The sequence below is a fragment of the Neobacillus bataviensis LMG 21833 genome (assembly GCF_000307875.1).
In the GTDB taxonomy this organism is placed as follows: domain Bacteria; phylum Bacillota; class Bacilli; order Bacillales; family Cytobacillaceae; genus Neobacillus; species Neobacillus bataviensis.
Genome location: NZ_AJLS01000034.1, coordinates 43087 through 57859, shown reverse-complemented (window position 1 = coordinate 57859; position 14773 = coordinate 43087). Strand labels below are relative to the sequence as shown.

Below are 14773 nucleotides of genomic sequence, written 5' to 3'. Positions count from 1 at the left end.
TAAATATATTGACTGCTCGAATAGTGGAAATATATACTAACTGGAAAGTGATACTGTGTCATTATCCGAAAATTGACAACTCCTAATAGAAAATTACAAGTTCGTGATTATGGATGGGGGATTAATATCGTGGAATTCGATGTTATTGTAGTGGGGGCGGGGCTTGCAGGACTAGTAGCAACAGCAGAGATTGCAGATACTGGTAAAAAAGTGCTGCTGTTAGATCAAGAACCGGAGGCATCCATGGGCGGACAGGCATGGTGGTCCTTCGGTGGTTTGTTCCTAGTCGATTCACCGGAGCAGCGCAGAATGGGAATTAAGGATTCGAAAGAATTAGCATGGCAGGACTGGTTAGGAACGGCTGGTTTTGACAGGGAACAGGATGAGGATTACTGGGCGGTAAAATGGGCTCAAGCATATGTGGATTTTGCCGCAGGGGAGAAACGATCATGGTTATATGACATGGGTGTACGCCTTTTTCCGGTAGTAGGATGGGCAGAACGCGGTGGATATCTTGCCGACGGCCATGGAAACTCAGTCCCTCGCTTCCATATTGTCTGGGGAACAGGGCCTGGCATCGTGGCACCGTTTGAACGTAGAGTCCGGGAGCATATGAAAAATGGATTAGTTGAATTCCGTCCACGATACCGCGTTGACAATCTTATGAATCGTGATGGGGCAATTGTCGGCGTGGCTGGATCTGTTCTTGGGCCAAGTTCCGCTGCCCGCGGGGAGGCTAGCAATCGAGATGTAGTTGGAAACTTTGAATATCAAGCACAAGCCGTGTTAGTTTCAAGTGGTGGTATAGGCGGCAACCATGATCTAGTCCGCGAAAATTGGCCGAGTCGACTGGGGGAACCCCCAAAACAGATGATTTCAGGTGTGCCTGCGCATGTTGACGGAAGGATGCTTGGAATTACGGAAGAAGCCGGCGGTCGAATTGTAAACCGTGATCGTATGTGGCACTATACGGAAGGAATAAAAAATTGGGATCCCGTCTGGGCCAATCACGGTATTCGAATCCTTCCCGGGCCATCATCAATCTGGTTAGATGCACGAGGTAATCGTTTTCCCGCACCTAATTTTCCCGGTTTTGATACACTGGGAACCCTTGATGCAATCCAAAAGACAGGCTATGACTATTCCTGGTTTATTTTAACGCAGAAAATTATCGAAAAAGAATTTGCCCTCTCCGGGTCGGAACAAAATCCGGATCTAACGGGAAAAAGTATTCGGAAAGTATTAGGTAGGGCGCTGCCCGGGGCATCTGGCCCTGTAAAAGCGTTTATGGACAAAGGGGAAGACTTTATCATTAAAGATAATTTGGCCGATTTAGTAGCCGGTATGAATAAGCTGACAGGGGAAAACCTGTTGAATTTCTCTGATATTGAGCGCCAAATCAAAGCACGAGATCGTGAACTGGAAAATAAATTTACGAAGGATCTTCAAATAACAGCAATCCGGGGGGCACGGAAGTATCTTGGGGATAAATTAATCCGTGTTGCCCCGCCTCACAAAATTCTTGATCCAAAAAATGGGCCTCTTATTGCAGTCCGCTTGCATATCGTAAGTAGGAAAACGTTAGGCGGCTTGCAAACCGATTTATCCGGGCAAGTTCTTAATGCCGCAGGAGACCCGGTTCCAGGGCTTTATGCTGCAGGAGAAGCATCGGGATTCGGCGGCGGGGGAGTACATGGATATCGCTCACTTGAAGGGACATTTGTTGGAGGCTGTCTTTTTTCGGGAAGAGTGGCCGGTAGGGAAATAGCGAAAAGGCTTCTGTAGTTGCGTTAAAAAACATCTCCTTGGCAGAGATGTTTTTTTGCGATTAATCCGCATGTACTCTATTTGTATAAACCTTCCGCATACATTTGAGCGATATTTCTTGCAATCGTGAGACAATCCTTGTGCGTCTTATTTAAGGCTACCTCCCACAAGTATTTTTCTCCTGTATAAAGTAAAATAGCGGCTACCACTTCCGGGTCGAAATCTGGATTACGTGCCAACCCTTTTTCAATCGCTAGTTCAACATTTTGTGCAATTCGTTTAAGAAATCGTTCAATGAAATGGTCCCAGTTATTTTGAATAATGGGAGACAGACCCAGCGCTTCATGAAAAACGGTTAATATCTTTTGATGCTTAATGGCAAGTGTAAGGAAGTCTTCAACAATCTTTTGAACAAAGGCAAAGGCTTCTTCCTTTGATTTCACCGTATATTTCGCATTCGCAATACTATAAAATTCACTCATCACTTCATCCATGATGATTAAAAAAATCTCCTCTTTTCCTTTTGGAAAATGGGAGTAGGCAGTACCATAACCAAATCCAGCTTTCTTTGAAATCATCGTGATCGTGGTTTCTTTAAAACCGGATTCAAGAAAAAGCTCTTTTGCTGATTCTAAAATCATTTTCCGTGATCTTTCCACTTTAGCTATTCTTCTATCTATTTTTTTGCTGCTCAAATCAATCAATCCCTAAGAAAGTTCTCTTTTTCAAATAATACCTCAATATAGTATCACAAGAGTAGTAGCTTTTTAAAAGATTTCATGAACACAGGGTTTACTGGGGGGGATTTTGTATAATTTCTGAACATTCTAATAACCAATTGACAATCGTGTGTGGGAAAATATATACTATTTAACAAGAAATGACATTGTGTCAATTTCCGAAAATTCAATTTGAATATGGGGGGAAATCTATGTGGTTGGAACCAAATGAAACGGTAATCGAAAGGATTCAGTTCCTGGATGAAAACGGAAAACTTATCGTTGCAAGTCCGGATTTAAGGGATGAAGAACTGATTAGCTTGTATAAATGGATGATTCAAGCGAGATCGTTTGATCAAAGGGCCTTAAAATTGCAGCGTCAAGGGAGAATCGGTACTTATGCCCCAATGATTGGTCAGGAGGCGGCTCAAATTGGCAGCGCTTTCGCCCTAGAAAAACAGGATTGGGTCTATCCGAGCTACCGGGAAATCGGTGTAAGTTTGGTTCATGGAGTTCCAATGGCAAAATTTTTCCTTTATACCATGGGGCATCTCAAGGGAGCAGCCTCGGGAGCAGCCAATGTTTTCCCTGTGCAAATTATTATTGGTGCCCAGTGTCTTCATGCTGTCGGCGGTGCATGGGCAGGTAAATATAATAAGGAAAATAGTGTTAGCGTTGCCTATATTGGCGACGGCGGTACTTCTGAGGGCGATTTCCATGAGGCATTAAATTTTGCTGGTGTGTACGAACTCCCAGTTGTCTTTTTCGTTCAAAATAATCAATGGGCCATAAGCGTCCCGATTTCAAAACAAACGGGCAGCGCCTCTATTGCCCAAAAAGCAGTAGCGTACGGTATTACGGGGGTTCAAGTGGATGGTAACGATGCACTTGCCGTTTATTCAACCATGAAGCAGGCACTTGAACGTGCTCGCCGAGGAAAACCTGTATTAGTGGAAGCAATTACATATAGACAGGGGCCGCATACGACAGCTGATGACCCGACAAAATACAGAAACAATGGTGAGTTGGAGGAATGGCTGGCAAAGGATCCGCTGAAGAGAATGAAAACCTTCCTTGTGGAAAAAGGAATCTGGAACGAAGAGTTGGAGCAAAAGGAATATGAATGGGCCGACCAAAAGGTTTCAGAGGCGTTTGAACTCGCTGTGAATACGCCAAGCAGCAAGGTAGAAGAAATATTTGAGATAGTTTATGAGCAAAAGTCAAACCAGCTAACAGAGCAGTTGAACTCCATTCCAACAGAGGGGGTATTGAAGTAATGACCACAATGACGATGATTGAGGCAATTAATTTTACCTTGAGGAAGGAAATGGAAAGGGATCAGCGAGTTATTTGCATAGGTGAGGACATTGGAAAAAATGGCGGGGTTTTCCGTGCAACCGATGGTTTGCAAGCACTGTTTGGGGAAGAACGCGTTGTTGATACGCCAATCGCTGAGTCAGCCATTGTTGGTACTGCCGTTGGGATGGCAAGCAGGGGATTACGGCCAGTCGCTGAGATTCAATTTTTCGGATTTATCTACGAAGCAATGGATCAGATGGTGGCACAGGCTGCAAGACTTCGATTTAGATCCGGTGGTACAATGCAGGCGCCGATGGTTGTCAGGGCGCCATTTGGCGGGGGAGTTAGAACTCCGGAGCTTCATTCTGATAGTTTAGAAGGTTTATTTTTGCATTCGCCTGGGATGAAAGTGGTCATGCCAAGTAATGCGTACGATGCTAAGGGATTATTGACGTCAGCCATTCGTGATAATGATCCGGTATTATTTCTTGAACCAATGAAGCTTTACAGGGCTTTCAAACAAGAAGTACCTACCGAGGATTATTGTATAGAAATTGGAAAAGCAAATGTTTTAAAGGAAGGCGAAGATTTAACGATAATTACTTGGGGGCCTACTGTACCGCTTGTCAGCAAGGTAGTCGAGCAATGGGAAAAGCAGACAAATACATCTGTTGAATTGATTGACTTAAGAACGATTTCCCCAATTGATGAGGAAACGATTCTTGCATCTGTGCAAAAAACTGGTAGGGCCATCATTGTTCATGAAGCAGTGAAAACGGGCGGGCCGGGTGCAGAAATTTCCGCGCTGATCAATGAAAAGGCACTATTTCACTTAACAGCCCCAATTATTAGGGTTACCGGCTTTGATACTCCATACCCAGTACCATCGGTGGAGGATGAATGGCTGCCTAACGCCAATAGAATCATTCAAGGAATAAAAGAAGTATTTGCGCATTAAGGGATAGGAGATGCATACCGAATGGCATACGAATTTCGACTGCCTGATATAGGCGAAGGATTACACGAAGCGGAGGTTCTTACCTGGTTCAAAAACATCGGTGACCCAGTAAAGGAAAATGAAAATCTAGTAGAAGTACAGACGGATAAAGCAGTAGTTGAAATTTCTTCACCAGTAGCAGGAACCATTCATTCCTTTGGCGCGGAAGTTGGGGACGTGGTTAAGGTGGGAGAGATTCTTTTTACTGTCCTAGAAAATACTAACACTGCCGCTATTACAGAAAACAAAACTATTATACAGCAGGAATCCACTCAAGAAACCTCATTTCGGCATCAGGCAATCCAACAAGACTCAAGACAAACACAGATCAATCTTTTACCAAAACAACGAGTAATAGCGGCACCGTCAGTAAGAAAGCTTGCAAGGGACTTGGGAATTGATATTACTGAAGTAACACCGACGGGGAAGGCGGGGAAGGTAACGGAAGAAGATGTAAGATCTTTTAGCGCCCCGGCTAATAAAGAAGTTGCAGCCGCCATTATGCCAGTTGCTCCAAAGGTTGTTTCCGCGGTTCAACCGCAACAAGTGACGATTGATGAATTAGCTGAGGAAATAAGAGAGCCGATTCGCGGGTTACGGAAAAGAATTTATGAAAATATGACTCTTTCAGAATCAAAGGCTGTCCATTGCAGCGGCATGGATGAAGTCGTGGTCACGAGGCTTGTTGATTTGCGAAAACAGCTGCAGCCTCATGCTGAAAAGGTAGGAGTCAAGTTGACGTATCTCCCGTTTTTTGTAAAAGCTGCCGTAAAGGCACTTAAAAGACATCCGATTTTCAATGCATCCGTTGATGATGAAAGGATGGAAATTTGTTATAAGAAACATATCCACATCGGGGTTGCAACAGCTACAGAAGCGGGTCTAATTGTCCCAGTCATTAGACATGCGGATCAAAAAACAATTTTAGAAATCGCAGAGGAAATTCAAGATCTTTCCATTCGTGCTAGGGAAAGAAAGTTAAGGCCTCATGAACTTACAGGCAGTACTTTTACAATCTCGAACACAGGCGGGAATGGCGGTTGGTATGCAACACCGATTATTAACTACCCAGAAGTTGCCATTTTGGGCGTGCACAGTATTAAGAGAAAACCAATTGTCCAGGATGATCAAATCGTAATTGGCGATGTGATGGGGATGTCGATTACCTTTGACCACCGAATTATCGATGGTGCCCCGTCAAATGCCTTTATGACGGACGTACATTCCTTCATCGAAAATCCTGAGCTATTAATACTAGAGGGAAAGTAGAAAGGGTGTCAGGCACCGTTTTGGGAGGGGGTTCCACAGTGAAGCTATATGATGAGTTATTACGTATTATCGGGGATAGTGAGAGGGTTTCGATTAATGAAACGGTCTTGGAGCAGCATAGTAAAGGGGTGGCATATCACGCTGCCTGCAAGCCGGATGCTGTTGTAATTCCAATTACTAAAGAAGAGGTAAGCCGGATTGTTCAATTTGCCAATGATCATTCCATTCCGTTGGTACCATTTGGTGCAGGAACAAGCCTAGAAGGACATATCATCCCAGTCAATGGGGGAATTAGCCTTAATTTCACGTTAATGAATCAAATTATTTCTATACGTCCGGATGATTTTATAGTAACCGTACAGCCCGGTGTAACAAGAGATCAGCTCAATCATGCGTTGAAGAAGCATGGTCTATTTTTCCCTATTGATCCCGGAGCAGACGCTTCCATTGGTGGAATGGCAGCAACGAATGCAAGTGGGACAAATAGTGTGAAATATGGCGTGATGCGTGACCAAGTGCTTGGATTGGAGCTCGTTTTGGCTGACGGTTCGATTATTCGGAGCGGCGGCTATTCCTATAAATCATCAGCGGGTTATAATTTAACTGGCCTTTTCGTCGGTTCGGAAGGGACATTAGGCATCTTTACGGAAATTATCCTAAAACTACAAGGAATTCCGGAGGTCATTTGTGATGTAAAAGCGACCTTCCCATCGATCGAAGCGGCTGGGAAAGCAGCCACTATGCTGTTAAAAGCGGGTCTTCCAATTGGGAAAATAGAGTTAGTCGATAAAAAAACAATAGAGGCCGTGAATGCATATAAACAAACCACATATCGGGAGGAACCTACGCTATTTTTGGAGTTTAGCGGCAGTGGCCCGGATGTAGCCTACAGCATTGAAATGGCACAAGAAATTGTCAGCAGTGAACAATGCAAATCATTTGAATTTGAAAATGACTCCATAAAGAGGGCGCAACTTTGGGAGGCTAGGCACCATGTAGCCTTTGCTATTCTAGCCGCAAATCCGGGGATGGGGATGATGGCAACGGATGTATGTGTCCCACTTTCCGAACTAACCAATGCTTTAGCGCATACTAGGAAAGTAGTCGAAGAACAGGGACTCGATGCAGCCATTTTTGGGCATGTGGGCGATGGAAATTATCATGCTGTACTACCAGTGGATCCTACAAGTGAAGAACAAAGGAAGCAGGTAGAGGAGGTTCATAAACAAATTGTTCGATTTGCGTTGTCCAAAGGGGGGACGTGCACGGGTGAGCACGGTATTGGTCTCGGCAAGAAAGCTTTCTTGCAGGAAGAACATGGAGATCTTTTACCAATTATGAGGGGGATCAAAGCAACCGTTGACCCGAACAATATTCTAAATCCGGGAAAGATATTTGAAGGGGTGTCTGTAACTCCTCGATTGAAGGGCTCCCTCACTTCGTAAAGCGGAGATCTAAAGAAGAAATGCAGCCAATAAAATTTTTGGCTGCCTTTCCTTATAAGGTCTATCTATTTTCACTAACCTTTTTATCTTTTTCTAATAAAACAATTAATCCTGGCAGCAGGACGCCTCTAATTAAGAATGTATCTAACAGGATTCCAACTGCTACAATAAAGCCAAATATAAATAATAGCTGGATGGGCTGTGTCATTAAGACGGCAAAGGTCGCAGCAAGAATAATTCCCGCTGAAGAAATGACCCCTCCAGTGTTCGCAACAGCTATTTCCACTGCTTCCTTAACAGTGTGTTTGGCACGTTCTTCTTGGAACCTTGAGATGAGCATGATATTGTAATCAATTCCAAGGGCAACCAAGAAAACAAAGGCATAAAGCGGAACCCGGTTGCTAATCGTATCAATATCAAAGAACAAACTGCTTAAAAATGTTCCTAATCCTAATGCTGCAAGGAAAGAAATTAAAATCGTCCCCATCATATAAATAGGCATTTTAATAGATTTGGTTAAAACGATTAATAAGGCAAAGATTAAGATGGTTTCCAACAAAACGATTACGATAACATCTCTGTCGTTAACGGCGCGGTCATCCACTTTTACAGCTGTTTCACCTGCAAAATAGAGTTTTCCGTCAAGCCCGGTGTCAGCCGTTAACTTTTTACCCTTATTTATAATTTTTTCCAGTGCATCAATCGTCTTCACGTCATACGGATTTTCTTTAAACGTCAGGCTGTAATAAAGGACTTGATTGTCTTTAGTTGTTCCGCCAACCCGAACGTTGCTGACAAGCGGTTGTTCAGCAAGTGCTTTCCGTAATGTTTCTTGTTGTTCCACAGTAACAGGCTCAGACGATTCAAATAATACAGAAGTGGGCGCTAGATCACCTACCTCAAACTTCTCAACCAATATTTCATACCCTTCGCGGGAAGGCATATCTTTAGGGAAAGATTTCATCGTATCGAATTCATATTTTAAATTAAATAGATTACTTGCTGCTAACAGTAAGAAAATACTAATGACTGCAACAGATAGGCCGGGCTTTTTGGTCACGAAACGGCCAATTTTCCCCCAGAGAACATGCTGATTAGCTGTATGAACACCCGCTTTTGGAATCTTAGGCCAAAAGGATTTTCTGCCAAAAAGGGTAAATAAGGCGGGCACAAGTGTAATCGATGCCAGCATAATCACGGCCATTGCGGTAGCGAAGGTCGGGGCGAAATTTTGATAGTCGCCAAATTGAGCAAAGAATAATACAAGCATAGCCGCTAAAACCGTACCCCCGGAAAAGAAGACAGGCATTCCTGTTTCGCGCATCGCTTCTTTCATCGCATCAAATTTACTTTCATGATTCGTTAGTTCTTCACGATAACGAGAAAAGACAAATAAGGAATAATCAATCATCGCGGCAAATAAGAGAATCGACATAATCGAAATGGTTTGATTGCTAAGGGCAAGGCCGGCTTTTCCCATGATTCCTAGGATTTGATTGACGACCTCATAAACAAAAACTGCCGCTAACAATGGTATTAACGCTAATAATGGTGACCGGTAAATCACAATTAAGAGAATTAAGATTAAACCAACTGTTGATAAAATAAGAACCACATCGGCACGGGAAAATAGGTCGAGTGAGTCGGTGGCGATTCCCGCAGGACCTGTCACATATAAGGTTAAATCCGAGGAATCTGCAACAATCTTTTTCACTTGTCGTAACGATTCTCGTATTTCCTTCGTTTCGAAAGAGGCCTCAAACGTTAACGGAATAATGGCTGTCGTTTTATCATCCGAGAAGAAGCCAGCCGCTGCTTGAGGCGGTAAGGCGGCGATTGGAATGATTTGATCGATTCCTTTAACCTTTTCACTCTTGATTTTGTCTAATACGGCACTAACCTTTTTGATTTCTACTTCGCCATCTTTAGATTGGAACACTAAAATTGCGGGTGTGCCTTCATTATTAGGAAAATATTGATCCATTTTTTTTTGAGCGATGACAGATTTTGCATCGTCCGGAAGGGAATCAATTCTAGACACCTCATAATCCTTGGCACTTGGTGCAAACATGGCTAAGACAATAGTAATGATTAACCAGGAAGCAAGGGTAATCCACATCCCTTTTTTAGTGGAAACCTTATCCGTAATAGCTTGTAAGAATGATTTCATCTGTTTTCTGATACTCCCTTCATCATGTAATAATTGAAAGTGACACATGTGTTACTTTGGGGAAAAATAAATTGACACTATTGTTACTACTATTATCTTTTAAAGTAACATGAGTGTCAATTTACTTATTTGTGAACATTCCGTGACGGATTATTTCCTTTATGGAGCTGACCCATACCGAAGTAGGGATGTCAAAATGATTTGGGATGGCGACTGATTGAAAAATATATCCCAAAATCACAGCGTTTGGAATGTGAGGTTTAAGCTTCCCTTCTTCTTTACCTAATTCTATGAAACCTTGTAAGTACTGATACATATCGAAATGGAGTTTACCAAACTTTTTTTCATTGTTTGGAATCTGCTGGCCCACCTTAATTAGCTTTTGAATATCGGAATGGCTGAATATAAGCTGTAAAAGGAAATCAAATTGTGCTTCAAATCCCTGTTGAGCGTCTATTTGTTTTAACTGAAGAAGAAATTGATCCATTTCATAAAAGACAAAATTTGTGAGGAGTTCATCTTTATTTTCAAAGTATTTATAAAGGGCGCCTCTAGATACGTGTAAAGAATCAGCTAGCAAACCAAAGGTAAATCCATCATATCCCTGTTTGAGAAGAAGCTGTTTCGTTTCATGGAATAACTCATCCTTAGAAAATTTACGTTCGCGTGCCATATTTTCACCTCGGAATTATTATAAACAAATAAATGAGACGTTGGAAAGAATTAAAGCGAACAGTTCTTGTGTTTCCATTAGAAAAGCATAAGAACCGTTCACTTACCTCACATTTGCTTCAAAGGAATAAGGATACGGACAATTGTGCCCATGTGAGGTGTGCTTTTTACATTAATTGATCCGCCGTGCAGCTGGACTAATTGTTTGGTAATCGCCATTCCAAGTCCAGTTCCACTGCCAGAGTCGCTTGTATTCGTGCCTCGATAATAGCGGGTAAACAGGTTATTAAGTGTTTCTTTGTCCATGCCAATGCCATCATCTTCAATGGAAATCGTCATCAGGTGCTGTTCAATGGATGAAATCGAGATGGTAACCTTTGTACCCGAAGGATTATATTTACAAGCATTGGTGAGCAGGTTATCAATAACCCGCTGGAACCATTTAGGATCGATCATTGCAAAAATGGCTTCATTATATGGATGGAAGTTGAATTCGAACTCATTATTGGCTGGGTCATTGATAAATTGGATAATGGTTCGGCGGATAAATTCATTCATATCTACCTTTTCAGTTGCCAGTGGCAAAGCTTGATTTTTTAAGCGATACGTTAAGGTTAAATCTTCTAGTAAGTCCATCATATAGGTTGACTTTTGCGTTATGATCCCGGCGAATTCTCTTGTCTCCTCTGGTGTCCAGGAATAGTGGTCGGATTCCATCATTTGTGCATAACCGGAAATCGAGGATAGTGGTGTTTTTAAGTCATGGGAAATGCCGCTAATCCATTCCTCCCGTGTTTGTGTCATTTTTAGCCTTTGTGTTTCGTTTTCTTTTAAAGTAGCCGTTAATTGTGAAAGGGTGGCGATGAACTCCTTGTATAAACGGTATTTCCTTTTTAGTTTCCCTTTTTTATTTAACATGACTAGGTGCTGATGAAGATCATAAGGCTGTTCAAATACACCGTTTCCAAGATTTTGAATCCATTTCATCATCGTAATCAAGGGAACCCCGAATTTACGTGCATACCAAAATGTCGCCATCAGTAACAGCAGAAGTAATAGGATTGGAATGACAACGAAACCTTTGCTCAACGTTTTAACCAAACTTATCTCACGATTTAGCGGTGAAATGGAATCTTGTATCCCTACAATGACGGTCTGTTTTGACTGGGCATCATGGTATGCGTCAATGGAGTCAGATTTTTTGTTTGCTAAGTGATGAAGTTTCTGAAGGGAATAGGGATTGGCATCGGTATTCTTTTCTACCCCAACGTGGTCAACCACTTTTCCCTTAGAATCAATTAACTGTACCCAGGCATTTTCTTTTTTCAGCTTTTGAAGGATCTCCCCTGTAAGGTGGAGTTGTTGATGATTCCAATCGATGCCAGTCTTGATTTCATTTAATAATTCAGTCTCCGCATTCTTCCTTCCGAATAAAAGCAAATAAGGTTTAGCTTCTGTTTCGTTCACCAGCCAATGGGAGTATTCAACGGAAGCAGAGCCATCTTGCAACAGTAAAACCGCCAGTTCGCTTTGTGAAAAATGGAGAGGGACCTGTTCGGGAGCGTGGTAAGATCCAATTACCTCGCCTTTTTTAGTAAGGACAAGAAGCCAGCCCTTTTGATTTGACACCAGCTGTGTTAATTCTGTATCAAAGGTCGTTTTATTTTCTTTTATCGTAATTCGGTTTGAAAAAAACGTGTTATCTGCCTTAGCTAAATCCTGTGTGACTTCATCTTTCATTATCGCAAAGCCAATGATTCCCCAAATGAAGATTAATATACAGAAAAACAGGATAAAGAGAAGAATCAACTGGATAAAAAACTGTATCAAAAATCGTTTATGGATGTTCATGACTGCCACCATCAGGGACAAATTTATAGCCTAACCCTCTTACGGTCATAATCTGCTGCGGCTTGCCCGGATTGTCTTCGATTTTTTCGCGAAGCTTACGAATATGAACCATAACGGTATTATCCTCGCCAAGAAACTCTTCGCCCCATACATTTTCATAGATCTGACTTTTACTAAAAAGCTGATTGGGATGTTTACAAAAGAAAAGCAGGAGCTGATAGACCTGAGCAGGTAATTCTACGGTCCCTCCATGTATGGACACTTCTCCAGAAAGGGTGTTTACATGAAGAGAGCCGTATTGGTAGTCCGTTTTAGAAGGATGAGTGGCTTTTCCTGTGTGACGCCGTAAATGAGCTTTAATCCTAGCAACCACTTCAAGGGGATTGAAGGGTTTTGTAATATAATCATCCGCCCCTAATGCAAAGCCCGAAAGTTTATCTAAATCTGTTGATCGTGCTGTTAGAAAGAAGATGGGTGCATCGGTCGTTTCTCTAATGAGCGGACAAATCTCAAACCCGCTTCGATTAGGAAGCATCACGTCCAAAAGGATGAGATCATATCGTTTTTTCTGGCATAGGGCAAGAGCGTCCTCAGCTGTACCTGCTGTATCAATCAAGTGAAATGCTTCCTTTTTTAGGATGGTGGTTAACATATGTAAAATGGCTTTCTCATCATCGACAATTAATAAGCGTGGCTCGTGCATAACGAAACTCCTATTCTATTTAATCTATAAAATAATCATATCATTCAATTGCTAATAATCTAGGAATTAAGGAAAAATTAAGGTGGATTTTTACCGGGATTAAGAAAGGAAAACTATACTTATGGTAAATAGAAAAATGAGTAACAGTAGAGTGAAGGAAGAAAGGGGTAAAAAAGTATGTATGTGATGGGGAAAAGGGAATTTTTGAACTTATTCAAAGGAGTAAAATCGTTTATTGTTATTATGATCTTACTCGTCACTTCTTATTATTCAGCAAAGTTTGCCAATATATTAATGTCGGGGATTGACCTTTCAGCAAAGGAGGCCGAAAATATTCATACGATTGGCCTTTTGGCGCTGCTGTTTCTCTTCGGCCAATTATTTATTGCAGGTCTCTCACATGATACCATCAACAGGGAGACACACGAACGCACGATACGATTTTTAGTGACAAGAACGTCTAGAACCTCTATTTTAGTGGGAAAGTTTTTCGGTATTTGGCTGTTTTGGATTAGTTGTATAACGATTTCATTTGTACTTATTAGTATTTTTGCCCGAAAGATTGATCTTTTTATTTTTTCACAGACAATCAGTTTGGTCACGTGTCAAATTGCTTTCACCATTCTGCTCTCGGTCCTCATCCCTAAGCCAGGGCTCACCATGTTTTTAGGAGTCGTGGCGGGATTGACCCTTCCTATTTTAGGGTTTTGGCTTGTGTTTACGTCTAATATTTGGGTGAAATGGGCGAAGTTTATAACCCCGTTTTATTATTTGGAGCGAGAAGATTTTACCTTTTTAGTGATTTTTCTTTTAGCAGGGATGATGCTCTTTTTCGCTAATTTCGTTTTTAACAGGAGGGAATGTTGATGAATGCGATACAAACAAAGCAATTGGCGAAATCGTATGGTTCCGTTTCAATCATAAGAGGTATTGATCTGATTGTGAAAAAGGGCGAAATCTTTGGTTTCTTAGGAAGAAACGGAGCAGGTAAATCTACTTTTATTAATATGTTAACCGGCATTATTCATCCGAGTTCTGGAACTTACTCACTATTAGGGGTAGAGGGTCCAAATAATCAGGTGAAGAAACGGATTGGGGTTATGCCTGATTACTCCACTTTATATGGATCCTTAACCGCCATGGAGCACCTGAAATTTCTATCAGCCCTATCGGGAAAACAGGCGGGACAGGAATGGTGCCGGGAGGTTTTAACCTTGGTTGGTTTGGAAGCCCATGCACGAAAAAAAGTGGCTAAATTCTCATTTGGGATGAAAAAGAAACTGGGGATTGCGCTCGCCATTATTCATGATCCGGAGCTCATTTTCCTTGATGAGCCGACTTCCGGTTTAGATGCAGAATCTGTCCTCCATATTCATAAGCTGATCCGAGCGCTGCAAAAAAGAGGGAAGACCGTTTTCATGACCTCTCACAATCTAGCGGAAGTTGAAAAACTATGTACACAGATTGCGATTATGAAAGACGGACAGATTGTCAATTGCGGAACTATGGATGAGCTAAGAGCCTTCTATCGGTCAACCATAAAGGTGAAGATTAAGCATTCCCCAATACCGGTATCTGAACAGGTGAAGTTACACAAGTGGCTGGAGTCAGCTGGAACCGACCTCGAGATTAAGGATCCCTATGTAATGATTACGGTAAAGGATGAGAGAAAGATTGCTGAAATTATTCGTGCTATTCAGCAGTGCCGGGCCGATGTTCTGCGTGTTGGAGTAGATGAGCCATCACTCGAAGATATTTTTCTAGAAGAGTAGCTTCTGTCAGGGGGCGGATTATATGCCCCCCATAAAAGAATCATATAATCCGTCCTTTTGCTTCACCCTATTTTTTGAAACTTATGGTTCAATTAGAACGTAGTAATGA

The 14773-nt window shown here is 42.0% G+C and carries 12 protein-coding genes; 7 read left to right on the top strand and 5 right to left on the bottom strand.

What is annotated here, in order from left to right:
- The first annotated feature begins 129 nt into the window (after positions 1 to 129).
- A complete protein-coding gene (locus BABA_RS02795) occupies positions 130 to 1785 on the top strand; it encodes an FAD-binding dehydrogenase (RefSeq protein WP_007083608.1) in 1656 nt (551 codons plus the stop codon).
- Positions 1786 to 1844: 59 nt separating this feature from the next.
- Here the strand turns inward: BABA_RS02795 and BABA_RS02790 are convergent, their stop codons facing one another.
- Entirely contained in the window at positions 1845 to 2462 is a 618-nt protein-coding gene (locus BABA_RS02790; protein WP_040345021.1) for a TetR/AcrR family transcriptional regulator, read from the bottom strand.
- Between the two features lie 236 nt (positions 2463 to 2698).
- Here BABA_RS02790 and pdhA point away from each other — a divergent pair, with 236 nt between their 5' ends.
- From pdhA to BABA_RS02770, 4 genes are read left to right on the top strand one after another with little or no spacing between them, the layout of a single operon-like run.
- A complete protein-coding gene (gene pdhA, locus BABA_RS02785; RefSeq protein ID WP_007083606.1) occupies positions 2699 to 3763 on the top strand; it encodes a pyruvate dehydrogenase (acetyl-transferring) E1 component subunit alpha in 1065 nt (354 codons plus the stop codon).
- Positions 3763 to 4743, top strand: coding sequence for an alpha-ketoacid dehydrogenase subunit beta (locus BABA_RS02780; RefSeq protein ID WP_007083605.1), 981 nt, complete (start codon positions 3763 to 3765; stop codon positions 4741 to 4743). Before pdhA ends, BABA_RS02780 begins: the two co-directional genes overlap by 1 nt.
- A gap of 21 nt (positions 4744 to 4764) precedes the next feature.
- On the top strand, positions 4765 to 6051 hold the full coding sequence (locus tag BABA_RS02775) for a dihydrolipoamide acetyltransferase family protein (RefSeq protein ID WP_007083604.1): 1287 nt from the start codon (positions 4765 to 4767) through the stop codon (positions 6049 to 6051).
- A gap of 38 nt (positions 6052 to 6089) precedes the next feature.
- On the top strand, positions 6090 to 7496 hold the full coding sequence (locus BABA_RS02770; protein ID WP_007083603.1) for an FAD-binding oxidoreductase: 1407 nt from the start codon (positions 6090 to 6092) through the stop codon (positions 7494 to 7496).
- Positions 7497 to 7557: 61 nt separating this feature from the next.
- On the opposite strand, the gene BABA_RS02765 is transcribed toward BABA_RS02770, so the two are convergent.
- The 4 genes from BABA_RS02765 to BABA_RS02750 form a co-directional block, all read right to left on the bottom strand.
- Positions 7558 to 9666, bottom strand: a complete 2109-nt coding sequence (locus BABA_RS02765) for an MMPL family transporter (RefSeq protein ID WP_007083602.1) — start codon at positions 9664 to 9666, stop codon at positions 7558 to 7560.
- A gap of 121 nt (positions 9667 to 9787) precedes the next feature.
- Entirely contained in the window at positions 9788 to 10339 is a 552-nt protein-coding gene (locus BABA_RS02760) for a TetR/AcrR family transcriptional regulator (RefSeq protein ID WP_007083601.1), read from the bottom strand.
- A gap of 107 nt (positions 10340 to 10446) precedes the next feature.
- The gene (locus BABA_RS02755) at positions 10447 to 12189 is read right to left on the bottom strand and encodes a sensor histidine kinase (RefSeq protein ID WP_007083600.1); all 1743 of its coding nucleotides are present in this window, start codon (positions 12187 to 12189) and stop codon (positions 10447 to 10449) included.
- Positions 12176 to 12892: a response regulator transcription factor gene (locus BABA_RS02750; protein ID WP_007083599.1), complete on the bottom strand. Its 717-nt coding sequence runs from the start codon at positions 12890 to 12892 to the stop codon at positions 12176 to 12178. The genes BABA_RS02755 and BABA_RS02750 overlap by 14 nt, the downstream gene beginning before the upstream one ends.
- A 204-nt stretch (positions 12893 to 13096) precedes the next feature.
- On the opposite strand from BABA_RS02750, the gene BABA_RS02745 reads away from it, so the two are divergent.
- Together BABA_RS02745 and BABA_RS02740 are read left to right on the top strand one after the other, a co-directional pair.
- Entirely contained in the window at positions 13097 to 13759 is a 663-nt protein-coding gene (locus tag BABA_RS02745) for a hypothetical protein (protein ID WP_235749549.1), read from the top strand.
- Positions 13759 to 14664: an ABC transporter ATP-binding protein gene (locus BABA_RS02740; protein WP_007083597.1), complete on the top strand. Its 906-nt coding sequence runs from the start codon at positions 13759 to 13761 to the stop codon at positions 14662 to 14664. Before BABA_RS02745 ends, BABA_RS02740 begins: the two co-directional genes overlap by 1 nt.
- Positions 14665 to 14773: the final 109 nt, after the last annotated feature.

Excerpts from the sequence above, each read along its gene's own strand:
- pdhA (WP_007083606.1), top strand. The coding sequence starts at position 2,699 with ATGTGGTTGGAACCAAATGAAACGGTAATCGAAAGGATTCAGTTCCTG.
- BABA_RS02780 (WP_007083605.1), top strand. The coding sequence starts at position 3,763 with ATGACCACAATGACGATGATTGAGGCAATTAATTTTACCTTGAGGAAG.
- BABA_RS02775 (WP_007083604.1), top strand. The coding sequence starts at position 4,765 with ATGGCATACGAATTTCGACTGCCTGATATAGGCGAAGGATTACACGAA.
- BABA_RS02765 (WP_007083602.1), bottom strand. The coding sequence starts at position 9,666 with ATGAAATCATTCTTACAAGCTATTACGGATAAGGTTTCCACTAAAAAA.
- BABA_RS02760 (WP_007083601.1), bottom strand. The coding sequence starts at position 10,339 with ATGGCACGCGAACGTAAATTTTCTAAGGATGAGTTATTCCATGAAACG.
- BABA_RS02755 (WP_007083600.1), bottom strand. The coding sequence starts at position 12,189 with ATGAACATCCATAAACGATTTTTGATACAGTTTTTTATCCAGTTGATT.
- BABA_RS02750 (WP_007083599.1), bottom strand. The coding sequence starts at position 12,892 with ATGCACGAGCCACGCTTATTAATTGTCGATGATGAGAAAGCCATTTTA.
- BABA_RS02740 (WP_007083597.1), top strand. The coding sequence starts at position 13,759 with ATGAATGCGATACAAACAAAGCAATTGGCGAAATCGTATGGTTCCGTT.